34 protein-coding genes and 1 other annotated feature (1 of these 35 only partly in view) are annotated in these 25,363 nt (G+C 38.7%); all 34 genes read right to left on the bottom strand.

What is annotated here, in order from left to right:
* On the bottom strand, positions 1-273 hold the full coding sequence (locus JJQ93_RS12205) for a KOW domain-containing RNA-binding protein (RefSeq protein ID WP_085113697.1): 273 nt from the start codon (positions 271-273) through the stop codon (positions 1-3).
* Positions 274-285: 12 nt separating this feature from the next.
* Entirely contained in the window at positions 286-1,032 is a 747-nt protein-coding gene (map, locus tag JJQ93_RS12200) for a type I methionyl aminopeptidase (RefSeq protein ID WP_274893946.1), read from the bottom strand.
* The gene (locus JJQ93_RS12195; RefSeq protein ID WP_274893945.1) at positions 1,032-1,682 is read right to left on the bottom strand and encodes an adenylate kinase; all 651 of its coding nucleotides are present in this window, start codon (positions 1,680-1,682) and stop codon (positions 1,032-1,034) included. Before JJQ93_RS12195 ends, map begins: the two co-directional genes overlap by 1 nt.
* Positions 1,683-1,697: 15 nt before the next feature.
* Positions 1,698-2,954 (bottom strand): preprotein translocase subunit SecY, encoded by a 1,257-nt coding sequence (gene secY, locus JJQ93_RS12190; RefSeq protein WP_013787166.1) that lies wholly within the window; start codon positions 2,952-2,954, stop codon positions 1,698-1,700.
* The gene (gene rplO / locus JJQ93_RS12185) at positions 2,955-3,395 is read right to left on the bottom strand and encodes a 50S ribosomal protein L15 (RefSeq protein WP_013787165.1); all 441 of its coding nucleotides are present in this window, start codon (positions 3,393-3,395) and stop codon (positions 2,955-2,957) included. It lies immediately after the preceding gene.
* Between the two features lie 12 nt (positions 3,396-3,407).
* On the bottom strand, positions 3,408-3,593 hold the full coding sequence (gene rpmD / locus JJQ93_RS12180) for a 50S ribosomal protein L30 (RefSeq protein ID WP_274893944.1): 186 nt from the start codon (positions 3,591-3,593) through the stop codon (positions 3,408-3,410).
* A 10-nt stretch (positions 3,594-3,603) separates the two neighbouring features.
* On the bottom strand, positions 3,604-4,107 hold the full coding sequence (gene rpsE, locus JJQ93_RS12175) for a 30S ribosomal protein S5 (RefSeq protein ID WP_013787163.1): 504 nt from the start codon (positions 4,105-4,107) through the stop codon (positions 3,604-3,606).
* Positions 4,108-4,121: 14 nt separating this feature from the next.
* Entirely contained in the window at positions 4,122-4,487 is a 366-nt protein-coding gene (gene rplR / locus JJQ93_RS12170; RefSeq protein WP_274893943.1) for a 50S ribosomal protein L18, read from the bottom strand.
* Between the two features lie 11 nt (positions 4,488-4,498).
* Positions 4,499-5,038 carry a 50S ribosomal protein L6 gene (gene rplF / locus JJQ93_RS12165; RefSeq protein ID WP_013787161.1) on the bottom strand — a complete coding sequence of 180 codons (540 nt, stop codon included), beginning with the start codon at positions 5,036-5,038 and terminating at the stop codon, positions 4,499-4,501.
* A 22-nt stretch (positions 5,039-5,060) separates the two neighbouring features.
* Positions 5,061-5,459, bottom strand: coding sequence for a 30S ribosomal protein S8 (gene rpsH, locus JJQ93_RS12160; protein WP_274894104.1), 399 nt, complete (start codon positions 5,457-5,459; stop codon positions 5,061-5,063).
* Between the two features lie 10 nt (positions 5,460-5,469).
* Positions 5,470-5,655 (bottom strand): type Z 30S ribosomal protein S14, encoded by a 186-nt coding sequence (locus tag JJQ93_RS12155; protein WP_013296990.1) that lies wholly within the window; start codon positions 5,653-5,655, stop codon positions 5,470-5,472.
* A 13-nt stretch (positions 5,656-5,668) separates the two neighbouring features.
* On the bottom strand, positions 5,669-6,208 hold the full coding sequence (gene rplE / locus JJQ93_RS12150; protein ID WP_013787159.1) for a 50S ribosomal protein L5: 540 nt from the start codon (positions 6,206-6,208) through the stop codon (positions 5,669-5,671).
* Between the two features lie 17 nt (positions 6,209-6,225).
* The gene (gene rplX / locus JJQ93_RS12145; protein ID WP_013787158.1) at positions 6,226-6,549 is read right to left on the bottom strand and encodes a 50S ribosomal protein L24; all 324 of its coding nucleotides are present in this window, start codon (positions 6,547-6,549) and stop codon (positions 6,226-6,228) included.
* A 13-nt stretch (positions 6,550-6,562) separates the two neighbouring features.
* On the bottom strand, positions 6,563-6,931 hold the full coding sequence (gene rplN / locus JJQ93_RS12140) for a 50S ribosomal protein L14 (protein ID WP_013296987.1): 369 nt from the start codon (positions 6,929-6,931) through the stop codon (positions 6,563-6,565).
* A 19-nt stretch (positions 6,932-6,950) separates the two neighbouring features.
* A complete protein-coding gene (gene rpsQ, locus JJQ93_RS12135; protein ID WP_013787157.1) occupies positions 6,951-7,205 on the bottom strand; it encodes a 30S ribosomal protein S17 in 255 nt (84 codons plus the stop codon).
* A 15-nt stretch (positions 7,206-7,220) separates the two neighbouring features.
* The gene (rpmC, locus tag JJQ93_RS12130) at positions 7,221-7,424 is read right to left on the bottom strand and encodes a 50S ribosomal protein L29 (RefSeq protein WP_013296985.1); all 204 of its coding nucleotides are present in this window, start codon (positions 7,422-7,424) and stop codon (positions 7,221-7,223) included.
* Positions 7,414-7,848, bottom strand: coding sequence for a 50S ribosomal protein L16 (gene rplP, locus JJQ93_RS12125; protein WP_013787156.1), 435 nt, complete (start codon positions 7,846-7,848; stop codon positions 7,414-7,416). The genes rpmC and rplP overlap by 11 nt, the downstream gene beginning before the upstream one ends.
* Positions 7,849-7,850: 2 nt before the next feature.
* The gene (rpsC, locus tag JJQ93_RS12120; protein ID WP_013787155.1) at positions 7,851-8,516 is read right to left on the bottom strand and encodes a 30S ribosomal protein S3; all 666 of its coding nucleotides are present in this window, start codon (positions 8,514-8,516) and stop codon (positions 7,851-7,853) included.
* A gap of 12 nt (positions 8,517-8,528) precedes the next feature.
* Positions 8,529-8,861 carry a 50S ribosomal protein L22 gene (gene rplV / locus JJQ93_RS12115; RefSeq protein WP_085113702.1) on the bottom strand — a complete coding sequence of 111 codons (333 nt, stop codon included), beginning with the start codon at positions 8,859-8,861 and terminating at the stop codon, positions 8,529-8,531.
* Between the two features lie 17 nt (positions 8,862-8,878).
* On the bottom strand, positions 8,879-9,160 hold the full coding sequence (rpsS, locus tag JJQ93_RS12110) for a 30S ribosomal protein S19 (RefSeq protein WP_013787153.1): 282 nt from the start codon (positions 9,158-9,160) through the stop codon (positions 8,879-8,881).
* 21 nt (positions 9,161-9,181) lie between these two features.
* A complete protein-coding gene (rplB, locus tag JJQ93_RS12105; RefSeq protein ID WP_085113703.1) occupies positions 9,182-10,012 on the bottom strand; it encodes a 50S ribosomal protein L2 in 831 nt (276 codons plus the stop codon).
* A 25-nt stretch (positions 10,013-10,037) separates the two neighbouring features.
* Positions 10,038-10,331: a 50S ribosomal protein L23 gene (gene rplW, locus JJQ93_RS12100; RefSeq protein ID WP_013787151.1), complete on the bottom strand. Its 294-nt coding sequence runs from the start codon at positions 10,329-10,331 to the stop codon at positions 10,038-10,040.
* On the bottom strand, positions 10,331-10,951 hold the full coding sequence (rplD, locus tag JJQ93_RS12095) for a 50S ribosomal protein L4 (protein WP_013787150.1): 621 nt from the start codon (positions 10,949-10,951) through the stop codon (positions 10,331-10,333). The genes rplW and rplD overlap by 1 nt, the downstream gene beginning before the upstream one ends.
* 17 nt (positions 10,952-10,968) lie before the next feature.
* Positions 10,969-11,598, bottom strand: a complete 630-nt coding sequence (gene rplC, locus JJQ93_RS12090; protein ID WP_085113704.1) for a 50S ribosomal protein L3 — start codon at positions 11,596-11,598, stop codon at positions 10,969-10,971.
* A 51-nt stretch (positions 11,599-11,649) separates the two neighbouring features.
* Positions 11,650-11,958 (bottom strand): 30S ribosomal protein S10, encoded by a 309-nt coding sequence (gene rpsJ, locus JJQ93_RS12085; protein WP_013296976.1) that lies wholly within the window; start codon positions 11,956-11,958, stop codon positions 11,650-11,652.
* Positions 11,959-12,134: 176 nt separating this feature from the next.
* Complete coding sequence (gene tuf, locus JJQ93_RS12080) at positions 12,135-13,337, bottom strand: elongation factor Tu (protein WP_274893939.1); 1,203 nt, start codon at positions 13,335-13,337, stop codon at positions 12,135-12,137.
* Positions 13,338-13,362: 25 nt separating this feature from the next.
* Positions 13,363-15,432: an elongation factor G gene (gene fusA, locus JJQ93_RS12075; protein ID WP_085113705.1), complete on the bottom strand. Its 2,070-nt coding sequence runs from the start codon at positions 15,430-15,432 to the stop codon at positions 13,363-13,365.
* 48 nt (positions 15,433-15,480) lie between these two features.
* Positions 15,481-15,951, bottom strand: a complete 471-nt coding sequence (gene rpsG, locus JJQ93_RS12070; RefSeq protein ID WP_014757920.1) for a 30S ribosomal protein S7 — start codon at positions 15,949-15,951, stop codon at positions 15,481-15,483.
* Between the two features lie 15 nt (positions 15,952-15,966).
* On the bottom strand, positions 15,967-16,338 hold the full coding sequence (gene rpsL / locus JJQ93_RS12065) for a 30S ribosomal protein S12 (RefSeq protein ID WP_013787145.1): 372 nt from the start codon (positions 16,336-16,338) through the stop codon (positions 15,967-15,969).
* A gap of 64 nt (positions 16,339-16,402) precedes the next feature.
* Entirely contained in the window at positions 16,403-16,648 is a 246-nt protein-coding gene (locus JJQ93_RS12060) for a ribosomal L7Ae/L30e/S12e/Gadd45 family protein (RefSeq protein ID WP_013787144.1), read from the bottom strand.
* 84 nt (positions 16,649-16,732) lie between these two features.
* A complete protein-coding gene (gene rpoC / locus JJQ93_RS12055) occupies positions 16,733-20,287 on the bottom strand; it encodes a DNA-directed RNA polymerase subunit beta' (protein ID WP_274893937.1) in 3,555 nt (1,184 codons plus the stop codon).
* 26 nt (positions 20,288-20,313) lie between these two features.
* Positions 20,314-24,027 carry a DNA-directed RNA polymerase subunit beta gene (gene rpoB / locus JJQ93_RS12050; RefSeq protein ID WP_085113707.1) on the bottom strand — a complete coding sequence of 1,238 codons (3,714 nt, stop codon included), beginning with the start codon at positions 24,025-24,027 and terminating at the stop codon, positions 20,314-20,316.
* 282 nt (positions 24,028-24,309) lie between these two features.
* The gene (gene rplL, locus JJQ93_RS12045; RefSeq protein ID WP_274893936.1) at positions 24,310-24,684 is read right to left on the bottom strand and encodes a 50S ribosomal protein L7/L12; all 375 of its coding nucleotides are present in this window, start codon (positions 24,682-24,684) and stop codon (positions 24,310-24,312) included.
* A gap of 32 nt (positions 24,685-24,716) precedes the next feature.
* Entirely contained in the window at positions 24,717-25,244 is a 528-nt protein-coding gene (gene rplJ, locus JJQ93_RS12040) for a 50S ribosomal protein L10 (RefSeq protein WP_274893935.1), read from the bottom strand.
* 14 nt (positions 25,245-25,258) lie between these two features.
* Positions 25,259-25,363 (bottom strand) — a sequence feature (ribosomal protein L10 leader region) (it continues 13 nt past the right edge of the window).

The raw sequence follows: 25,363 nt of genomic DNA, 5'->3' as shown, positions 1-25,363 counted from the left end.
TTATTCTTCACACTTAAACTGTTTTAAAGCTTCAATTATCTCAGCATTTGTAACAGTCTGCCCAGCCAATATTTTCTCCCTTATTTTTTCGTCCACTTCATTGTACTTCTGAAGATGAATTAATTTCTTTTTCTTAGGCTTTTCAATTTTTCTCAACTCGCCATCAGAAATTAGCACATGTTTTTCGTCGGCAACTCCAACAATTATAAAAACTCTATCCTTATCTCTCCCAGCTTTTGATTTGACTATTCGGCCTATTGAGGTATCATCCATTAAATTCACCTCTTACACTAATGTCAAGATTTCGGGTTCGCCTTTTGTTATGACTATCGTGTTTTCATAGTGTGCAGAAGCACTTCCATCAACTGTTACAACTGTCCAATTATTTTCTTTTATCTTTACATTATACTTACCTTCGTTGACCATAGGTTCGATTGCCAGGGTCATCCCGTACCTCAACTTTGGCCCCCTTCCAGGAGGACCATAGTTGGGTATCTGAGGATCTTCATGCATTTTCTTGCCTATTCCATGTCCTACATATTCCCTAACAACCGAAAACCCATTTTTCTCAACGTATGATTGTATAGCATTTGATATATCAGATAACCTGTGCTGTTCAGTTGCCATCTTTATGCCTTCAAAGAAACTTTGCTTTGTGACATCTATCAACTTTTGAAGATTATCACTGATTTTCCCGACAGCAAAAGTCCTCGCTGCATCACCATTAAATCCACGGTAAATTGCACCAGTATCTATACTTATAATATCGCCTTCCTTAAGCTTTCTTAAACCTGGTATTCCGTGAACAACTTCGTCATTAATCGATGCGCATATTGTCGCAGGAAATCCATAAAGACCTTTAAAAGCCGGCTGGCAATCCTTGCTTAGAATGTAGTCTTCAGCAATTTCATCCAATTCTTTCGTCGTTATCCCCGGCTTAATATACTTTTCCAGCAAATTCAGAACTTCTCCTGTGACCTTACCAGCATATCGCATCAAAGCAATTTCACTATCTGATTTAATGTATATCATTAAACTTCGTCTCCTATTAATGCCTGTATTTCCTTATAAACTTCATTAACAGGTTTATTTCCATTGATATTCCTTATCAAGTTTAATTTGCCGTAGTATTCAACAAGTGGTTTTGTTTCATCTTCATACACTTCTAATCGCTTTAAAACAGAATCGATGTTATCGTCCGTCCTTTGTATCAGTTTTTCACCGCAGTTATCACAAATCCCCTCAACTTTAGGCGGTTTTGTAAAAATGTGATATGTGGCACCACAAGATGGACAAACTCTCCTGCCACTTAGCCTTTTTACCAATTCATCTCTATCAACAACAATATTCAGCACATGATCAATTTTTAGGTTCTTTTCGCCTAAGTATCTATTAAGAGCTTCTGCTTGAGAGACATTTCTTGGATATCCATCAAGTAGAAAGCCATCCTTGCAGTCGTCTTTTGATAATCTATCTTCGACTATCCTGTTTGTCACATCATCTGGCACCAATAGTCCCTTATCAATGTACTGTTTCGCTAATTTGCCAAGTTCTGTGTTGTTCTTAATGTTGTACCTAAAGATATCGCCAGTTGAAATATGAGGTATTTTATAATCCCTAGTTATACTTTCCGCCTGTGTTCCTTTTCCAGCTCCAGGTGGTCCTAATAATATGATTCTCATATATTCTCCCCCTGACTATCTTAAGAATCCCTGGTAGTTACGCATTATGAGCTGTCCTTCTATCTGCTTCATTGTTTCTAACGCCACACCAACAGCAATCAGCAATGCCGTACCGCCAAAGTACAACTGTAAACCAGTCGCGTTCATCATTATTACAGGAAGCACTGCAACTAATGCTAAGAATATTGATCCCACAAATGTTACTCTGTTCATTACTCTTGTAATAAAATCCGTTGTCGGTTTTCCAGGTCTAATTCCCGGAATAAAACCACCATATTTTTTCATGTTGTCAGAAATCTCAATAGGATTAAATATTATCGCAGTGTAGAAGTAGGTAAAGAAAATTATAAGGAGAACATTTAATATATTATATATCCAACCATTCGTTCCAAGCCATTTTTCTGTAAAAGCGTAAAATGCTGATTTCGGGAAAAACGTAGCTATCTGCTGGGGAAATTGCAGAAGTGATAGCGCAAATATTAGAGGTATTACACCAGCCATGTTTATTCTTATCGGTATGTGTGTTGATTGTCCTCCGTATACTTTACGACCTACTACTCTCTTTGCATATTGGACAGGTATTCTCCTTTGCCCTTCAGACATCAAAATGATTGAGACAACCATCACAAGTATAACGATCAAAAAGGCTATTGCACCAAATATATTTGCAGTTCCCGCACCAACGTATTGCACAGTAGTGTATACCATATTTGGTATTCTGGCCAGAATACCAGCGAAGATTATTAGTGAGCTGCCATTACCAACACCATTTTCTGTTATTCTCTCACCAAGCCACATCAAGAATGATGTACCTGCTGTCAATGTCAATACGATAATCGTCAAATTTAAGAAATTAGGTTGAATAACCGCACTTCTAAGTCCTATAGTCATACCTATAGCCTGAATCAACGCCAATACAACTGTCATATAACGAGTGTATTGAGCAATCTTCTTTCTGCCTTCTTCGCCTTCCTTCGCCATTTGCTCCAATGAAGGTATCGCTATAGTCAATAGCTGCATAATGATTGACGCATTGATGTAAGGAATAATACTCATGGCGAATATTGTAAAATCACGAAATGCACCGCCTGAAATTATATCAAAAAACCCGAAAAGCGTTCCTTGTCCAAGTATGTTTTTGATTTGATTTGGATCAATACCAGGAACTGGTATATGTGATCCAAGTCTAAAAACCAAAAGCATTAAAACTGTGTATATTATCTTCTTTCTAATGTCTGCAACTTTCCAAGCATTGACAAGGCTGTTTAGCATTTATATCACCTCTGCCTTTCCCCCTATTGATTCTATCTTATCTATAGCAGATTTGCTGAACTTGTGTGCTTTTACAGTTAATTTTTTGCTGAGATCGCCCGAACCCAAAATCTTGACACCATCTTTGACTTTTTTGATAATTCCTCTCTCGATTAAGAGTTCTGGAGTTACAACAGTTCCATCTTCAAAATTGTCAAGCAGGCTTAAGTTGACAATAGCGTATTCCTTTTTAAATATGTTAGTAAACCCTCTTTTAGGTAAACGCCTTGTCAAAGGCATCTGTCCACCCTCAAAGCCTGGTCTAATATTTCCACCACTTCTTGCCTTTTGGCCTTTATGTCCGCGACCCGATGTTTTTCCTAAACCTGAACCTATGCCTCTACCAACTCTTTTTCTTTCCTTTCTTGAACCTTCTGCAGGTTTTAAATCATGAAGTCTCAACGTCTACACCTCCTATTCATTTACTTCTTCAACTTTCACCAGATGTCTAATCTTGTTTATCATTCCTCTTACTTGTGGTATATCATCTAAAACAGAGCTACTGCCTATTTTCCCTAATTTCAAAGCTCTAACTGTATCTATTTGTGACTTCTGACGTCCTATTGTGCTTCTAACTAATGTCACTTTTAATTTTGCCATTTCAATCCTCCTATCCAAGCAATTGCTCAACAGGAATTCCGCGCAATTTAGCAACTTCTTCAGCAGTTTTTAATGATTTCAAACCTTCAATTGTAGCATATACCATGTTTGTAGAGTTGGCTGAGCCCAAAGATTTTGTCAAAATATCTTTAATGCCTGCTGACTCAAGAACTGCACGCACAGGTCCACCGGCTATAACTCCTGTACCTTCCTTTGCTGGCTTTAACAAAACCTTTCCTGCTCCAAAAACTCCGACAGCATCATGTGGAATTGTTGTGCCTACTATAGGAACTTTGATCAGGTGTTTCTTTGCATCCTCTACAGCTTTTCTGATTGCTTCAGGAATTTCTGCAGATTTTCCAGTTCCTACTCCTACATACCCTTTATCAGGATCTCCAACAACTACCGTTGCGCTAAATCTAAAATTTCTTCCACCTTTGACGACTTTAGCAACACGATTTAAGCTTACAACTCTCTCTTTTAAGTCAAGATTCGATATATCAATACGAGCCATGATTTCCCTCCTTATTAAAAATTCAAACCGCCTTCTCTTGCAGCGTCTGCTAACTCTCTAACAACACCATGATACACATATCCGCCGCGATCGAAAACAACATCTTTTATCCCTTTTTCAAGCGCCTTTTTAGCAATCAGCTTTCCTACTAATTTTGCTGACTCTTTGTTAGCTCCCTTCGCAATACTTTTAAGCTCGGGGTCTAATGTGGATGCATGGGCCAATGTAACTCCATTTACATCATCAATTAATTGTGCATATATATGGCTTAAACTTTTGTACACGCTAAGTCTAGGTCTTTCACTCGTTCCCGATATTTTCTTTCTGACTCTAAGATGACGTCTTTTACGTGTCATTTGCCTATCAATTTTTGATATCATTTTATCACCCCTTACTTCTTACCTGTTTTGCCTTCTTTAAGCCTTACATATTCGCCAACATACCTTATGCCTTTTCCTTTGTATGCATCTGGCTGTCTTACCTTTCTTATGTTTGCAGCCACTTCACCAACTCTTTGTTTATCAATGCCTTTTACCGTTATCTTATTTGTTCCATCAACAACGAACTCTATGCCTGGCTCTTCTTCAATTTCCACAGGATGTGAGTATCCAACAGTTAAGACTATCTTTTTCCCTTGCTTTGCAACACGATAACCTACTCCGACGATCTCGAGGCTTTTCTCATAACCTGTGCTAACGCCTTTTACCATGTTCTGAATCAATGCTCTTGTCGTACCATGCATAGCTCTTGCTTCTTTATCATCGCTGCTTCTCGTTACTATTACTTTATTATCTTCGACAGCTATATTAACCAAATTCGGAAAATCTCTTTCAAGAGTACCTTTCGGTCCTTTCACCACAACGTGATTGTTGTTTACTGTAACTGTTACATCTTTCGGTATTTCAACTGGTTGTTTTCCTATTCTAGACACGCTTTACACCTCCTATTTAGAATTACCAGATATAGCAGAGAACTTCTCCTCCGACACCCTCTTTTTTAGCTTCTTTATCTGTCATTATGCCTTTTGATGTTGATATTATAGCCATACCAAGACCACCTAAGACTCTTGGAATTTCATCGCTTTTTGCATAAACTCTTAAACCCGGTTTGCTTATCCTTTTAAGCCCTGATATTACTCTTTCTTTATTTGGTCCGTATTTAAGTGTAATCTTTAATATACCTTGTTTACCATCATCTATTTCCTCAACTGCTTTAATGAACCCTTCGCGAAGCATTATCATTGCTATCGCTCTTTTTGTGTTTGATGCTGGTATTTCAACTGTTTCATGTCTGACTGTGTTTGCATTCCTTATACGTGTAAGCATATCTGCGATTGGATCTGTCATTTCAATACCTCCCCTCTTACCAGCTTGCCTTTTTTACGCCTGGAATAATGCCTTGATGAGCATATTCTCTAAAGCAAACACGGCATATTCCATATTTTCTTATATATGCATGTGGACGTCCACAAATTTTACACCTGTTGTAAGCTCTTGTACTAAATTTAGGGGTCTTTTTTTGCTTCAATATCAATGCCTTTCTGGCCATTTATATACCTCCTTTACTTAGCAAACGGCATTCCCATAAGCTCCAAGAGTGTTCTCGCTTCTTCATCATTCTTTGCTGTTGTCACAAAAATTATATCCATTCCTCTAACCTTATCAATCTTGTCATAATCTATCTCAGGGAATATAAGCTGCTCTTTTATTCCGAATGAGTAATTTCCTCTACCATCAAAAGATTTTGTAGGAAGTCCTCTGAAATCTCTAACTCTTGGCAGCGCTACATTAAACAGCTTATCTGCAAATTCATACATTCTTTCGCCTCTTAAAGTGACTTTAACACCTATTGGCATGCCTGCACGAATTTTAAAATTAGCTATTGACTTTTTCGCTCTTGTAACCACAGGCTTCTGTCCTGTTATTACAGCCAAATCATTTGAAGCTGCTTCAATCGCTTTAGGATTTTCTCTTGCTTCACCAAGTCCTATATTTAAAACTATCTTCTCCAATTTCGGCACTTGCATTATATTTTTGTAAGAATACTTCTCCATAAGAGCAGGTACTACTTCATTTACATATTTATCTCTAAGCCTTGCCATGATAAACCTCCTTTCACTTACAATGTCTCTCCACACTTTTTGCAGTATCTTATCTTCTCACCATCGGCAAGAATTTTAACACCATATCTGACTCCTTTGCCGCAATTGTTGCAGTATAACATAACTTTAGATGCAAAGATAGGTGCTTCTTGATGTATTATTCCACCTTGATCCTGTGGACTTCTTGCTCTTTTATGCTTTGTTACTACATTTACACCTTCAACTAAAACCTTGCCTTCTTTTGGCAATGCTTTAAGAACTTTGCCTTTTTTCCCTTTATCTTTCCCAGATATTACTGTGACTATATCACCTGTTTTGACGTGAAGTTTTTTTCTCTCCAATTGTTACACCTCCTTATAGAACTTCCGGTGCAAGTGAAATTATCTTCATAAAGTCTTTTTCCCTTAATTCTCTGGCAACTGGTCCAAATATACGAGTTCCTCTTGGCTGCAAATCGTCTTTTATTATAACAGCAGCGTTGTCATCAAATCTTATATACGTACCATCTTTTCTGGCAATGCCTTTCTTTGTTCTAACTATGACAGCTTTTACTACATCGCCTTTTTTTACAACACCTCCGGGTGTTGCACTTTTGACAGAAGCAACTATTATATCACCTATATTAGAGAATTTTCTCGTTGAACCACCCATCAAATGTATACACATAATCTCTTTAGCACCAGTATTATCTGCAACTTTTAATATTGTTTGAGGCTGTATCATCTCAAATACCTCCTTTCAGTCATTCTGCCTTTTTAATTATCTCAACAAGCCTCCATCTTTTTTCTTTGCTTAAAGGCCTAGTTTCCATTATCTTAACTATATCTCCAATATTGCATTGATTGTTTTCATCGTGTGCCTTAAACTTCTTCGTACGTCTTACTATCTTGTTGTACAGTGGATGTCTTATTCTATCTTCTACAGCAACAACTATCGTCTTCTGCATTTTGTTGCTGACGACTTTTCCTATTCTAACCTTTCTCATGCCTCTTTCCAATTTAAATCCTCCTTTCTATGCATTCAACTTGCCAAGTTCTCTTTCTCTTAAGATCGTCTTTATTCTTGCTATAGACTTTCTGACATCTCTAACTCTCATAGGATTGTCTAATTGTCCAGTGGCAAGTTGAAACCTAAGGTTAAAAAGTTCTCCCTTTAAATCGGAAAGCTTCTGCAATAATTCTTCGTCTGTCAATTCTCTAATCTCTTTAGCCTTCATTCTCTTCACCACCCAATTCTTCACGTTTTACGAACTTCGTTTTTATAGGCAGTTTGTGCTTAGCTAATCTTAAAGCTTCCCTTGCAACATCTTCATTTACACCAGCTATCTCAAAAAGCACTCTTCCCGGCTTCACTACAGCTACCCAGTATTCAGGTGATCCCTTGCCAGAACCCATACGTGTCTCTGCAGGTTTTTCTGTAACAGGTTTATCTGGGAAAATCTTTATCCAGACTTTTCCGCCTCTCTTTATATACCTTGTCATAGCAACCCTGGCAGCCTCTATTTGAACTGCTGTTATCCAGCCACCCTCAAGTGCTTGCAAACCGTAATCTCCATAGGTTACTGTATTTCCTCTTGTAGCGTTGCCTTTTATCCTGCCTCTTTGCTGTTTCCTGTATTTTACTCTCTTAGGCATCAACATGGTTATTTGCCTCCTTCCGCTGTTACCTGTTTCTTCGGCTGTGGCAATATCTCTCCTTTGTTAATCCAAACTTTAACGCCGATCTTGCCATATGTTGTATTTGCTTCCGCAAATCCATAATCAATGTTAGCTCTTAATGTCTGTAGTGGCACAACCCCTTCATGGTATCTTTCAGTACGAGCAATTTCAGCTCCAGCCAATCTTCCTGAACACGCAATCTTTATACCCTTAGCACCTTGTTTCATTGCTCTCGCTATAGATTGCTTCATTGCACGTCTGAATGAAATTCTTCTTTCTAATTGTGAAGCTATGTTTTCAGCCACTAGCTGTGCATCCAACTCTGGATTTTTTACCTCAACGATGTTTATGACGACTTTTTTATTCGTCATTTTTTCGATTTCTTGTCTCAATTCTTCTATACCTGCTCCGCCTTTTCCTATTACCATGCCAGGCTTTGCAGTATAAACATCAATCTTTATCCTATTAGCTGCTCTTTCTATTTCGATTTTCGGCACACCCGATGCATAAATTTTATTCTTTATATAGTCTCTTATCTTTATATCTTCAATCAAAAGATCGCTAAAATCTTTATCCTTTGCAAACCATTTTGCATACCAATCTTGTGAAACACCAACTCTTAAGCCACGAGGATTAATCTTTTGACCCATTTTATCCCTCCTTTATTTTTCATCAACTACTACTGTTATATGGCTCGTTCTTCTTCTCATCAGATTTGATCTACCCATCGCCCTTGGCATCATTCTCTTCATTATAGGACCTTGATCAGCAACAGCTTTAGCAACATAAAGGTTGTCTCTATCAAGTCCCAAGTTGTTTTCAGCGTTTGCAATAGCTGATTTTAAAACTTTTTCCACTATGCCTGCCGCCTTATTCGGAGTGAACTTTAATATCGCTAACGCTTCATTGACATCTTTACCGCGTATTAAATTCATAACAAGGCCTGCTTTTTGAGGTGAAATTCTTACATATTTTGCGACTGCTTTCGCTTCCACACTATTACCTCCTTTGCCTATTGTACTTTTGAAGACTTTTCAGTATCTGCATGGCCGTGGAACGTACGTGTTGGAGCAAATTCCCCTAACTTGTGACCGACCATATCCTCTGTTATATAGATAGGTACATGCTTTCTACCATCGTGTACTGCTATAGTATGACCAACCATCTGTGGGAATATAGTGGAACTCCTTGACCATGTCTTCAAAACCTTTTTTTCATTCTTCTTATTCATTTCTTCTATCTTTTTCAAGAGTTTTTCATCAACATAAGGGCCTTTTTTTAAGGATCTACTCAAAATCACAGCCTCCCTTCCCAACTAAGCTTTGCGACTTTTTACTATCATTTTATTAGTAGACTTGTTTTTCTTACGTGTCTTATATCCAAGAGCAGGTTTGCCCCATGGAGTCATTGGTCCCGGATGTCCTATAGGTGCCTTACCTTCACCACCGCCATGTGGATGATCAACAGGATTCATTACTGAACCTCTAACTGTAGGCCTTATACCTAACCATCTTGACCTACCAGCTTTACCAATCGTTACATTCTCATGATCTAAATTAGATACTTGTCCGATTGTAGCTCTACAATTGGATCTGATGCGCCTTACTTCTGAAGACGGCATTCTTACCTGCACATAATCTCCTTCTTTTGCTATCAATTGAGCCATAGCACCAGCTGCCCTGACCAACTGTCCACCTTTACCAGCTACTAACTCAATATTGTGAATAAACGTACCAACCGGAATACGGCTTAGTGGAAGCGCATTACCTACTTTAATATCAACATTTTCACCAGATTCTACTATGTCACCAACTTTTAAGCCATATGGTGCTATAATATATCTTTTTTCACCATCAAGATAGTGGATAAGAGCAATAAATGCTGATCTGTTTGGATCGTACTCTATAGAAGCTACTTTTCCTGGTACACCATCTTTATCTCTTTTAAAATCAATGATCCTGTATTTTCTTTTGTGACCGCCGCCACGATGGCGCACAGTTATCCTGCCGTATACATTGCGTCCACCTGTTTTGTTGAGACTGACTGTCAACGACTTTTCTGGTTTGTCTTTTGTAATTTCTTCAAATGTCAATACAGTCATTTGTCTCCTACCAGGTGATGTAGGATTGTATTTTTTTATACCCATTGTTTTCCCTCCTTAAATAGATCTCTTACGCTTGCAATCCTTCAAAGAATTCAATTCCTTTGCTGTTTGGTTTTAGCTTCACGATAGCCTTTTTGTAGCTATTAGTCCTGCCGACATTTCTACCTACTCTTTTTAACTTACCCATATAATTCATTGTATAGACTTTTTCAACATCGACGCCAAATAATTCTTCAACAGCTTGCTTTATCTGAATCTTATTCGCGTTTTTATCGACGATGAAGGTGTATTTTCTTTCATTCATTAGATTCATGCTTTTTTCGGTAATAACCGGTTTTAAGATTATATCTCTTGCATCCATCAAGCATACACCTCCTCAACTTTATTAACCGCATCCTTCGTAATTATAAATCTGTCGTATTTTAATACGTCGTATGTGTTCAAGCTATTTGCGAAAACAGCTTTTACATTTGGTATGTTCCTGGATGACAAAATAACATTTTCCTTGCCATCAGGAATGACAATAAGCGCATTCTTTACATCAAACTTTTTAAGCATCTCGGCAATTTTTTTAGTTTTTGGCTCATCTATATTAATATCATCAATGACTATTATCTCATTGTCTCTTACTTTTGAAGATAAAGCTGATTTTAATGCAAGCCTCTTAACCTTCTTTGGAATGTTGTAACTGTAATCTCTCGGTTTCGGCCCAAAAACAACACCACCTTTTACCCATTGTGGTGCTCTTATACTTCCTTGGCGAGCTCTACCAGTACCTTTTTGTCTCCAAGGCTTAATACCGCCACCTCTAACTTCGCCACGTCTTTTTGTTGAATGAGTACCCTGTCTTTGGTTTGCCAAATAGTTTAAAACTGCTTCATGCATGACAGGTACATTTACTTCAACGCCAAATACATTGTCGCTCAATTCAATTTCACCAATTTGTTCTGCATTTATATTATAAACCGCTACCTTCGGCATCTATTTTCCTCCTTTCGTTATTTGCTCTTAACAGTGTCTCTTATCATAAGGAGCGAACCCTTGACTCCTGGCACTGAACCTTTAATAAGCAGCAAATTCTTTTCAGGATCTACTTTTACTACTTCTAAGTTTTGAATAGTAACTCTTTCATTTCCCATATGACCTGGCAGTTTTTTGCCTTTAAATGTCCTTGAAGGATCTGAACTAGCTCCCATCGAACCTGGTCTTCTATGGTATTTAGAACCATGGGCCATAGGTCCTCTGTTGGCATTGTACCTTTTTACTACACCTGCAAATCCTTTACCCTTTGATGTTCCAATCACATCGACTCTGTCGCCAACAGAAAAGATGTCAGCTTTTATTTCACTGCCAACTTCATAAGATGATATATCATCTAGCCTAAACTCTCTTAAATATTTTTTAAACGGCACATTTGCTTTTGCAAAATGTCCCTTTAAAGGCTTTATCAATCTTTTTTCTTTTACATCACCGAAACCAACTTGTATAGCATCATATCCATCATTTTCTTTAGTCTTCTTTTGAACGACTACACATGGACCTGCCTCTACAACTGTAACTGGTATCATTTCGTTTCCTACAAATATCTGTGTCATTCCATGTTTTTTGCCTAGTATTGCCTTTTTCATCTTCTACCCTCCTGAAATCATCGGACGCTTTCGCGTCATAATTTCCTAATTTTATAATTTTATCTCTATATCGACACCCGCTGGTAAATCCAATCTCATTAATGCATCTACAGTCTTAGGTGTTGGGCTTAATATATCAATAAGCCTCTTGTGTGTCCTTGTCTCAAACTGTTCCCTCGAATCTTTGTATTTATGTGGCGCTCTTAGTATCGTGATTACATCTCTTTCCGTCGGAAGTGGTATAGGTCCTGACACTTCTGCGCCTGTCCTCTTTGCCGTCTCAACAATCTTTTCAGCAGATTGATCTAACACCATATGATCAAAAGCTTTTAATCTTATGCGAATTTTCTGTTTGGGCATAATTATTCCCTCCTTCTATATAAGCAATCATTAATTCCATATACACTCATCCACGCGTTTTCAACTCTGTAAAAATCCGTCCAACTTTATTAGTTTACCTTAAAGAGCGCATTATTTCAAGTCTTGACAAAACAATAGTTATGTGCTAATAGCTTATGCTATTAGCACATTTTTTCTTAAGCAAGAATCTTGGAAACAACACCGGCTCCTACTGTGTGTCCGCCTTCTCTTATAGCAAATTTTAGTCCTTCTTCCATCGCTATCGGTGTTATTAATTCTATTGTCATCGTTACGTGGTCTCCGGGCATTACCATCTCTACGCCCTCTGGTAATTCTATTACTCCTGTTACGTCTGTTGTCCTGAAGTAGAACTGTGGTCTGTATCCATTGAAGAATGGTGTGTGTCTTCCGCCTTCTTCTTTTGTTAACACGTATACTTGTCCTTCAAATTTCGTGTGCGGTTTTACTGACCCTGGTTTCGCTAAGACTTGTCCTCTTTCTACTTCGTCTCTTGTTACTCCTCTTAACAATACTCCTATGTTGTCTCCTGCTTCTGCTTCATCCAGCGTCTTCCTGAACATCTCTACTCCTGTTACTACTGTCTTCTTGCTTTCGTCTGATAATCCTATTATCTCTACTTCGTCTCCTACTTTTAACTTGCCTCTCTCTACTCTTCCTGTTGCAACTGTTCCTCTTCCTGTTATCGTGAATACATCTTCTACTGGCATCAGGAATGGTTTGTCTACATCTCTTTCTGGTGTCGGTATATAGCTGTCAACTGCATCCATTAAGTCCCATATCTTGCCACACCATTGGCAATCTCTTTGTCCGCATCCGCATTCCATTGCTTTTAATGCTGAACCTACTACTATCGGTGTGTCATCTCCTGGGAATTCATATTCATTTAACAGCTCTCTTACTTCCATCTCTACTAATTCGATTAATTCTTGGTCGTCTACCATGTCTGCTTTGTTTAAGAATACTACGATGTATGGTACGCCTACCTGTCTTGCTAACAGGATGTGCTCTCTTGTCTGTGGCATTGGACCGTCTGCTGCTGATACTACCAGTATCGCTCCGTCCATCTGCGCTGCTCCTGTTATCATGTTCTTTACGTAGTCTGCGTGTCCTGGACAGTCAACATGGGCATAGTGCCTTTTCTCTGTCTCATATTCTACGTGCATTGTGTTTATTGTGATTCCTCTTGCTTTTTCTTCTGGTGCTTTGTCTATTTCATCGTATGCTGTCGCTTGTGCCATTCCTTGTTTTGATAATACTATCGTTATTGCTGATGTTAATGTCGTTTTGCCATGGTCTACGTGTCCTATTGTCCCTATGTTTGCATGGGGTTTCTTTCTTTCGAATTTTTGCTTTGCCATTTCTTTTCCTCCTTACATTAATTTTTTATTTTTTTTCTAATATTTGATCAGCGATGTTTTTAGGTACTTCTTCATAATGGCTAAATTGCATCGTATAAGTACCTCTTCCTTGAGTTTTCGAACGAAGGTCTGTAGCATATCCAAACATTTCAGCCAGTGGAACCATGCCTCTTATGACTTTCGCACCAGCTCTATCCATCATACCTTCAATTCTTCCACGCCTTGAGTTTATATCACCCATTACATCGCCCATATATTCCTCAGGAACAACGACTTCCACTTCCATTATAGGCTCTAAAAGAACAGCGCCACCCTTTTTCATACCTTCTTTGAAAGCCATTGAACCTGCTATCTTAAATGCCATATCAGATGAGTCAACTTCATGGTATGAACCGTCAACTAATGAAACTTTAACGTCAACAACTTCGTATCCTCCAAGGATGCCATTTTCCATTGCTTCCTGCACACCGGCATCTACTGAAGGAATGTATTCCTTTGGTATAACACCACCGACTATCTTATTTTCAAATTGATATCCTTGACCTCTCTCTAAAGGCTCCATTTCAAGCCATACATGACCATACTGACCACGTCCACCTGACTGCCTTATGAATTTTCCTTCTACGCGCACAGGTTTTGTTATGGTCTCTTTATAAGCAACTTGTGGTTTACCGACGTTGCACTCTACATTAAATTCTCTCTTCATTCTGTCGACTATGATTTCCAAGTGCAACTCGCCCATACCGGCTATAATAGTCTGGCCTGTCTCTTGATCTGTGTACGTCTTAAATGTAGGATCTTCTTCAGCTAACTTTTGAAGAGCTACTGCCATTTTATCCTGAGCAGCTTTAGTTTTTGGCTCTATCGCAACTCTTATAACAGGTTCAGGGAACTCCATCGACTCTAATAGAATAGGCTGATTTTCATCGCACAATGTATCGCCTGTAGTTGTATCTTTCAGTCCAACTGCTGCAGCTATATCACCTGTATAAACTTTATCAATTTCCTTCCTGTGATTAGCGTGCATCTGAAGAATTCTTCCTATTCTCTCTTTCTTTCCTTTTGTGGAATTTAAAACATATGAACCTGCTTCCAAAGTTCCAGAATATACTCTAAAAAACGCAAGTTTTCCGACATAAGGATCAGCCATTATCTTAAAAGCAAGTGCTGAGAATGGTTCGTTATCATCTGCCTTTCTCTCTATCTCCTCATCGCTATTAAGCTTCATGCCTTTCACAGCAGGAATATCTATAGGAGATGGCAGATACCTTACGACAGCATCCAGCATCGGCTGAACACCTTTGTTCTTGTAAGAAGAACCGCAAGTTACACACACCAGCTCGTTGTTGATAGTTCCCTTTCTTAAAGCAGCGTGTATTTCCTCTTCTGTAATCTCTTCGCCTTCTAAGTATTTTTCCATCAAAACTTCATCTTGCTCTGAAACAGCTTCTAATAGCTTTTCTCTGTACTCTTCAGCTAAATCCTTTAAATCTGCAGGAATCTCGACTTCGTCTGATACTGTACCTAAATCATCTTCGTATATGATAGCACGCATCTTAATCAAGTCAATGATCCCAACAAACGTATCCTCTTTTCCAATAGGAAGCTGTATTGCTACAGGATTTGCGTTTAATCTTTCTTTCATCATTTTAATTACATTAAAAAAGTCCGCACCCATTATGTCCATCTTATTTACGTAAGCCAATCTTGGAACTCTGTATTTATCAGCCTGTCTCCAAACTGTCTCTGATTGTGGCTCAACACCACCCTTTGCGCAAAAGACTGCAACTGCACCATCTAATACTCTTAAAGAGCGCTCTACCTCAACTGTAAAGTCCACGTGTCCCGGCGTATCTATTATATTTATCTTGTGATCTTTCCAATAGCATGTTGTAGCAGCAGAAGTTATCGTAATACCTCTTTCCTGCTCTTGCTCCATCCAGTCCATTGTAGCATTTCCCTCATGGACTTCACCTATTTTATGGACTTTTCCTGTATAAAACAGTATTCTTTCGGTAGTAGTAGTTTTGCCAGCATCTATATGCGCCATTATTCCAATATTCCTAACTTTATCTAAGCTGTAATCTCTAGGCATTTATATCCTCCTTTCCTGCCCATATAATACACACTACCATAACCATTATTACCATCTGTAATGTGCGAATGCTTTATTTGCTTCAGCCATTTTATGTGTATCTTCTCTTTTCTTTACGCTAGCACCTGTATTATTTGCAGCATCCATGATTTCGGCTGCTAATTTTTCAACCATTGTCCTTCCGCTTCTTTTTCTTGCAAAGTCAATGATCCATCTGATTCCAAGAGTTTGTCTCCTCTCAGGCCTTACCTCAACAGGTACTTGGTAAGTCGCACCGCCTACACGTCTCGGCTTTACTTCAAGAACAGGCATGACATTGTTCAATGCCTCTTCAAATACTTCTAATGGATCTCTACCAGTTTTTTCTCGTATTAAATCAAATGCACCGTAGCATATCTTCTGTGCTATGCCTCTCTTGCCACTGTACATTATCTTATTTATTAGCTTTGTCACTTTTTTGCTATTATATACTGGATCTGGTAGCACATCGCGTTTTGCTACATAGCCTTTTCTAGGCATTCACTATCCCTCCTATCATTTAGGTTTCTTAGCACCATATTGTGAGCGAGCTTGTTTCCTGTTTGCAACTCCAGCTGCATCAAGTGTTCCTCTTATAATTTTGTATCTAACACCAGGCAAGTCTTTTACCCTTCCACCTCTTATAAGTACTACAGAGTGCTCTTGAAGATTATGGCCAATACCTGGTATATATGCTGTGACTTCTGTGTTATTGACAAGTCTTACCCTTGCTATTTTTCTTAAAGCAGAGTTAGGCTTCTTTGGTGTTGTAGTTTTAACAACAGTGCAAACGCCCCTCTTTTGAGGATTACCTTTTAATGCCGGGGATGCGGATTTATATTTAACTTTCTTTCTTCCTTCTCTTACTAATTGATTGATCGTCGGCATCATTCCACCTCCTTCCAATTTTTAGAAGATTTATCCCCTATTTAGGGGATAAATCTTATTGCTCTTACTTTAATTCAGCAGCAGTAGCTGCTCCAACATCAATGCCGCACATATCACCTAATTCACTCATTGTGTCTATATAAACTATTTCGATAGACTTTGAATTACAAGCATCAATGATTTTTTTAGTTACATGTTCTTCAGCATCCCGAGCAATATATACTTTAGCAGCTTTATCATTTGTAACAGCTTTAAATGTCTGCTTCGCTCCTATAACCATTTTAGAAGAACTGCTTTTACTTGAACTCATTAAGTTCTTCCTCCCTACATGGAAGTAGTTTTTAACACACTTAAATATTTTATCATTAAGGTCAATCTCTGTCAACAATAGATATTATTTTACATTCGCCTCTACATTATCATTTTCAGCGACATTTTCTTCACTTTCTGATTGACCCGCAGTCTTAACGACAATGTTTCTATACCTTGACAAACCTGTTCCTGCCGGAATCAGTTTACCAATTATGACATTTTCCTTAAGACCTATCAAAGGATCAACTTTTCCTTTTATAGCCGCATCAGTCAAAACTCTGGTTGTCTCCTGGAATGATGCAGCAGATAAGAATGAATCTGTAGCAAGTGCAGCTTTTGTAATTCCCAAAAGAGCTCTCGTCCCTGAAGCTGGCCTTAAGCCTTTCTCCACGGCTTTTCTGTTTTCTTCCTCAAAAGCAAACATGTCTACCAGTTCGCCAGGCATCATTGATGTATCTCCAGAATCTTCAATCTTAATCTTTCTCATCATTTGACGTATTATTACCTCAATGTGTTTGTCGTTTATTTCAACGCCTTGCAATCTATACACCTTTTGAACTTCCTGCAATAAATACGTCTGAACCGCAAATAATCCTTTTATCTTCAATATGTCATGCGGATTCACAGATCCTTCTGTAAGCTCGTCACCTGCTTCGATGTACTGTCCATCTTGAACTTTAAGCCTTGAACCGTAAGGTATAAGGTATGTCTTTGAAATATTATTTTCATTGTCTGTTATTACAACTTCTCTCTTCTTTTTGGTTTCATTTATCTTAACAATACCTGGTATCTCAGATATGACGGCTAATCCTTTTGGCTTTCTCGCTTCAAACAGCTCTTCAACCCTCGGTAAACCTTGTGTTATATCAGCACCAGCAACACCACCAGTATGGAAAGTCCTCATTGTAAGCTGTGTACCTGGTTCTCCTATAGCCTGCGCTGCAATTATACCGACAGCCTCGCCGATCTCAACTTGCGAACCGGTAGCCAAGTTCCTTCCATAGCACATCCTGCAGACGCCATGCTTTGATTTGCACGTCAAAAGCGATCTTATCTTAACCTTTTTGATGCCTAATTCTTCAATCTTCTCTGCATCTTCTTCAGAAATCATCGTATTTTTCTTTACTATTATTTGGCCTGTAGTAGGATCTTTTATGTCCTCCAATGATACTCTTCCGCTCAATCTATCTGCAAGCTTTTCTATTACTTCATTGCCTTCCTTAATCTCGGTTACATAAATTCCTTCATCTGTGCCGCAATCATCTTCCCTTATTATTACATCCTGGCTTACATCTACAAGCCTACGTGTTAAATAACCTGAGTCGGCAGTTCTTAAAGCTGTATCAGCTAAGCCCTTTCTGGCACCATGAGTAGAAATAAAGAATTCCAACACATTGAGTCCTTCTCTGAAGTTAGACCTTATAGGAAGCTCAATTATCCTACCTGCAGGGTTTGCCATCAATCCTCTCATACCAGCTAACTGCTTTATCTGGTTTTTACTACCTCTTGCACCTGAATGAGCCATCATGAATATAGGATTGAATCTATCAAGATTAGCCATAAGAGCGTCACTTACTTTTTCTGTCGTCATGTTCCACGTTCTAATGACGCTTTCATACCTTTCTTCTTCTGAAATGAGACCGCGCCTAAACTGAGCATCTATTTTCTTAACTGCTTCGTCAGCTTCATTTAAAAGAGTCTTCTTTGCTTCAGGTATTACCATATCAGAAACGCTGACAGTCAATGCAGCTTTAGTAGAGTATTGATAGCCTAAAGCTTTTATCTTGTCTAAGGTTTCAGCAGTCTTTGTAGGCCCATGCACTCTGTACACCCTATCCAATATCTTGCCCAATTTCGACTTATCAACTAAAGTGGATACCTCCAGGTCAAACATAGTATCAGGATTTGTCCTGTCTACAAAGCCCAAATCTTGAGGAATAGCTGAATTGAATATAAGCTTTCCTATAGTTGTCTCGATGACTTTAGTCTTGATCTCGCCATTTACCTCTCTCTTCATTCTCACTTTTATCTTAGCATGAATGTTTATTTGACCTAATTGATATGCCATAAGAGCTTCTTCGTAATCTTTAAATAACCTACCTTCACCTAAGACGCCGTCTTCATCGCCTGTCAGATAGTAGCACCCTAAAACCATATCCTGAGTAGGCGTCATGACAGGCTTTCCATCCTGTGGCTTTAATATGTTGTTAGCAGCCAGCATTAAAAATCTCGCTTCTGCTTGCGCCTCTACAGTCAAAGGAACGTGGACTGCCATCTGGTCTCCATCAAAGTCAGCGTTGTAAGCCGTACATACCAAAGGATGAAGCTTTATAGCCCTGCCTTCTACTAAGACAGGTTCAAATGCCTGTATGCCTAAACGGTGTAGTGTAGGTGCTCTGTTTAAAAGAACTGGATGCTCTTTGATTACATCTTCTAATACATCCCAAACCTCTGGGCGGACCTTTTCCACCATTCTTTTAGCGCTCTTTATATGCTGTGCTATTCCCTTATCAACAAGCCTTTTCATCACAAAAGGCTTGAAAAGCTCAAGAGCCATCTCCTTAGGAAGACCGCACTGATAAAGCTTTAATTCCGGACCAACCACTATAACAGAACGGCCAGAATAGTCTACCCTCTTACCTAACAGGTTTTGCCTAAATCTTCCTTGCTTACCTTTTAACATATCAGACAAAGACTTCAGTGGTCTGTTACCAGGGCCTGTAACTGGTCTTCCTCTTCTTCCATTATCAATAAGGGCATCAACGGCTTCCTGCAACATTCTCTTCTCGTTTCTGACTATGATGTCAGGAGCGCCTAAGTCAAGAAGTCTTTTCAATCTATTATTTCTATTTATGACCCTTCTATAAAGATCGTTCAAATCCGATGTTGCAAACCTTCCACCATCCAATTGAACCATTGGCCTTAAATCAGGTGGAATTACAGGTATGACGTCAAGTATCATCCATTCAGGCTTATTTCCTGAATCCAAAAATGCTTGCACAACTTCTAATCTTCTTATTGCTCTCACGCGCTTTTGACCTGTTGACTCCCTAATTTCAGCCTTTAACTCTTTTGACAACTTCTCAAGGTCAATCTCTTGTAGAAGCTCTTTTATCGATTCAGCACCCATGCCTGCTTTAAACTTGTTGCCGTATTTATCTAAATATTCTCTGTACTCTTTCTCGCTTAAAAGCTGTTTCTTAGAAAGGTTAGTCTCACCAGGATCTATTACAACGTAAGACGCAAAATACAAAACTTTTTCAAGGGCTCTCGGCGACATGTCGAGTATCAATCCCATGCGACTTGGTATACCCTTGAAATACCATATATGGGAAACAGGGGCAGCAAGTTCAATATGCCCCATTCTTTCACGTCTAACCTTCGACCTTGTGACTTCGACACCACATCTATCACATATAACACCTTTGTACCTTACTCTCTTGTACTTGCCGCAGTGGCATTCCCAGTCCTTCGTAGGTCCAAATATCTTTTCACAAAACAATCCTTCTCTTTCTGGCTTTAAAGTCCTGTAATTTATAGTCTCAGGTTTTTTCACTTCACCTCTCGACCATTCCCTTATCTTTTCAGGTGAAGCAAGTCCTATTTTCATCGAATCAAAATTTTTAAGCTCAAACAAGGAGTTTCGCTCCCTTCATAATAATTTTATAGATCATAATCATCATCAAAGCTGTCACTATCGCCAAAGTCTATATCGTTAGGTTCAAAGTTAAGATCGTCAAATGCATCCTTATCTTCATCAAAATCTTCATTAAATTCTTCGCCATAATTTACTTCTGGTGGTGCATCTTCTCTGCCTTCAATATTAATGTTTATCGTATCTTCTGAGATGTCATCATCGTCGTCATCTTCAAATTCTTTCAGTGCTACTTCTTGATTATCCTCCGTCAACACTTTAACATCAAGGCAAAGACTTTGCAGCTCTTTGACAAGAACCTTAAATGACTCTGGAACACCTGGTTCTGGTATATTTTCACCTTTGACTATAGATTCGTATGTTTTCACACGTCCCGTTATATCATCAGACTTAACTGTAAGTATCTCTTGCAATGTGTGAGCAGCACCATATGCTTCAAGGGCCCATACTTCCATCTCACCAAATCTCTGACCACCAAACTGTGCTTTACCGCCAAGTGGCTGCTGTGTAACAAGAGAATATGGTCCTGTAGATCTGGCATGCATTTTATCGTCAACAAGATGATGCAACTTAAGCATGTACATATATCCAACAGTAACTGGATGATCAAAAGGTTCACCTGTTCTTCCATCGTAAAGTTGTATCTTTCCATCTGGCGAGAATCCCGCTTTTTCAAGCAGCTCTTGTATGTCTTCCTCATGTGCACCATCAAATACCGGTGTAGCCATGTACCACCCTAACGCTTTTGCTGCCAGTCCCAAGTGTACTTCCAAAACCTGACCGATATTCATACGGGAAGGAACGCCAAGAGGATTCAAACAAATCTGAAGTGGTGTGCCATCCGGTAAAAATGGCATATCCTCAACGGGAAGTATCCTTGAAACGACACCTTTGTTTCCGTGCCTACCTGCCATCTTATCGCCAACAGATATCTTTCTCTTCTGTGCGATAAAGACTCTCACCATCTCATTTACTCCTGGAGGCAGTTCATCACCATTTTCTCTCGTGTACACTTTAACATCTACAACTATACCGCCTTCACCATGTGGAACTCTTAAAGAAGTATCTCTGACTTCCCTTGCTTTCTCTCCAAATATGGCTCTTAATAGTCTTTCTTCTGCAGTGAGCTCTGTTTCACCTTTTGGAGTCACTTTTCCGACGAGAATGTCTCCAGCCGTAACCTCTGCACCGATGCGTATGATTCCCCTCTCGTCTAAATCCTTTAATGCTTCTTCGCCAACATTAGGAATATCCCTTGTTATTTCTTCAGGTCCTAATTTTGTGTCTCTGGCTTCTGATTCGTATTCCTCAATATGGATAGATGTAAGAGCATCTTCTTTTACAAGTTCTTCGCTAATTAAAATAGCATCTTCGTAATTGTAACCTTCCCAAGGCATAAATCCAACCAATACATTGCGTCCAAGTGCAATTTCACCCAACTCTGTAGAAGGTCCATCGCTTATAACCTGTCCTTTTTCAACGCGATCACCTTCATTTACTATTGGTCTACAATTTATGCAAGTCCCTTGGTTTGACCTCTTAAATTTAAGAAGTTCATACTCGTCTCGTCTTCCATCATCTGTTTTTATGACTATTTTATCTGCTGTAACTCTTTCTACTATTCCACTGTTTCTTGCAATATTTACAACACCTGAATCCCTGGCAGCTTTGTACTCAATGCCAGTTCCAACGATAGGCGCCTGCGGAACAAGAAGCGGAACAGCCTGTCTCTGCATGTTTGACCCCATTAGAGCCCTGTTTGCATCGTCATTTTCCAAAAAAGGAATCATTGCAGTAGCGACAGAAACCACCTGTTTCGGGGAAACATCCATAAAATCCACTTCTTCTCTGGGCACTGACAAAATGTCGTCTTTTGAACGAACTGTAACTCTCTCATTTATAAATCTATTTTCTTCATCAAGAGGCTCATCTGCTTGAGCGATCACATACTCATCTTCTACATCTGCAGTCATATACACAATCTCATTGAGAACCTTACCTGTCGATTTATCTACTTTTCTATAAGGAGCTTCAATAAACCCATACTCATTAATCCTTGCATATGTAGCAAGAGAACCTATAAGTCCTATGTTTGGTCCTTCAGGAGTTTCTATAGGACACATCCTGCTGTAATGCGTGTGGTGGACATCCCTAACTTCCATTCCGGCTCTTTCTCTGCTTAGTCCTCCAGGACCTAATGCGCTTAATCTTCTCTTGTGAGTCAGCTCTGCAAGGGGGTTTGTCTGATCCATAAACTGTGAAAGCTGTGAACTTCCAAAAAACTCCTTAATTGCAGCCACAACAGGCCTAATATTTATCAAGTTTTGAGCAGTAATTTCGCTGACATCCTGTATAGTCATTCTTTCCCTAACTACTCTTTCCATCCTTGATAGACCTATTCTAAACTGGTTTTGAAGTAATTCGCCAACTGATCTAAGTCTTCTATTCCCAAGGTGATCAATATCATCAACAAACCCAATGCCATAGGAAAGATTTAAATTGTAATTTACAGAAGCAATTATGTCATCTTTAGTGATATGTTTAGGTATTAATTCATCCAGTCGTCTTCTTATCTCATTTTTTATCTCATCTTCGCTTGAAAAATTATCCAGGATTTCCTTCAAGACAGTCAAATGAACTTTCTCTTTTATTTTAAGATCTGAAACATCAAAAGAAAGCGGATATTCATTAATATCAACAGTATTATTGCCAATTATCTTCACTGGTCTTCCTTCAACAAGCACTTCAACTTCATTTATGCCGCAATCCTGGATTTTTTTAGCAGTCTCTCTCGATATTCTTTGCCCTTCCTCAACAATGATTTCACCCGTCAGTGGATTAACTATCTTTGTAGCAGCCTTTTGATTTGTCAGCCTTGAACTTAGTGCAAGCTTTTTATTAAATTTATAACGACCAACATGCGCCAGATCGTATCTTTTTGGATCAAAGAATAAAGAGTACAACAAACTTTTAGCGCTTTCAACTGTAGGTGGCTCACCAGGCCTCAATCTTTTATATACCTCAAGCAAACCTTCTTCTTCAGATTTCGTAGTATCTTTATCAAGCGTTGCTTTTATCCTTTCATCTTCTCCAAAAAGTTCCAATATCTGTGCATCCGTCCCATAACCTAAAGCCCTTAGAAAAACAGTAATTGGAACTTTTCTGGTCCTATCAATTCTAACAGAAAAGATATCATTTGAATCTTCTTCATACTCCAGCCATGCACCTCTATTTGGTATAACAGTTGCAAAAAATAGCTTTTTCCCTAATTTATCAAACTGTTGTTCGTAATATACTCCTGGCGATCTCACCAACTGACTGACGATGACACGCTCTGCTCCATTTATTATGAAAGTGCCTTTGTCAGTCATTAAAGGAAAATCACCCATAAAAACCTCTGATTCCTTGATTTCACCGGTATCGCGATTAGTCAATCTTACCTTTACTTTCATAGGAGCCGCATAAGTAGTATCCCTATCTTTGCATTCTTCTACAGAGTACTTAGGATTGTCATCAAGCTTGTAGTCTAAAAATTCTAAAGACAAATTGCCGGTAAAACTCTCAATTGGAGAAATGTCTCGGAAAACTTCCCTTAAGCCTTCTTCCAAAAACCACTTATAGGAATTTTTTTGAACTTCGATCAAATTAGGCATATCCAAGACTTCTTCAATCCTTGCAAAGCTCATGCGCTTCTTGTAGCCGGCATCAACAGGATGTAACATCCACTTCACCCCTTATAAATTTAAAATAACCAAAAGAGAAAGCTTTTGGATAATATACAGAAAGACATAATTATTATTTACCAGAATACATACAAATATTCTATTATTTACATGTAATAAAAAATTTTCTTGTCGTCTTTTAATTTATGTAATAAATGACACTGTTAATGCAATATATAATATTACCACAATGGCAAAAGCATGTCAATAAGAGATATTCAATTAAAAGAAAAAAAGCACTCTTAACGAATGCTTTTTCCCCTAAAAATACACTTATTTTAATTATTTTATTTCTACTTTTGCTCCAACTTCTTCGAATTTTGCCTTTATTTGATTTGCTTCATCTTTGCTTACGCCTTCTTTAATTGGCTTTGGAGCACCTTCTACAAGGTCTTTTGCTTCTTTTAAGCCAAGATTTGTAACCTCTCTAACAACTTTTATTACCTTTATTTTTTCTGAACCTACATCTGACAATATAACATCAAATTCAGTCTTCTCCTCAGCAGGTGCTGCTGCTGCTCCTGCTGCAGGTGCTGCTGCTACAGCAACAGGTGCTACTGCTGAAACTCCAAACTCTTCTTCCAAAGCTTTTACTAGATCAGCTAATTCCAAAACTGTCATATTTTTTATGGCTTCTAAGATTTCTTCCTTATTCATTACATATACCTCCATTTTTTTATTTTATTGTGTTATTGTGCTTCTTTTTTCTCTTTAACAGCATTTAAAGCTATTACAAGACTTCTCAATGTACCAGACAATACGTACACAAGGTTGTTTATAGGCGCCTTCATGCTGCCAAGTGCTTTTGCGATAAGTTCTTCTTTCGACGGCAATTCGGACAGCGCTTTTATTTCATCTGGTCCTACTATCTTGCCATCCACAATACCTGCTTTTAATTCCAAGCCTTTACTGTTCTTCAAAAATTCCACCAGAATTTTAGCAGGTGTAACAGGGTCATCGTACCCGAAAGAAACTGATGTTGGTCCTTCTAAGTACTTTTTCAAATCAGTGTAACCCAGTTCCTGTGCCGCACGCCACATCAAAGTATTTTTGTATACTTTATATTCAGCGTTGGCTTCTTTAAACTTTCTCCTTAAAGCAGTATCGTCCTCAACTGTCAATCCACTGTAGCTGGTAAATATGACGGATTGTGCTCTTTCCAGTTTATCCTTAAACTCACTAACGACTTTTTCCTTAGCTTCCCTCGCTGTGTTCAAACTTACACCTCCCGTCTTAAATATTAAAAGGATCCACCGTAGACATGAGGATCCTTCTTTGCTTTATCAAAAACCTCGGTAGGATTTATGTGTTGCCACACCTACTGTCTACGGTAAGT

Source organism: Thermoanaerobacterium sp. R66 (assembly GCF_028895185.1).
GTDB lineage: Bacteria > Bacillota > Thermoanaerobacteria > Thermoanaerobacterales > Thermoanaerobacteraceae > Thermoanaerobacterium.
The sequence above is the reverse complement of the archived record's forward strand: the minus strand, read 5'-3'. Positions and strand labels throughout refer to the sequence as shown.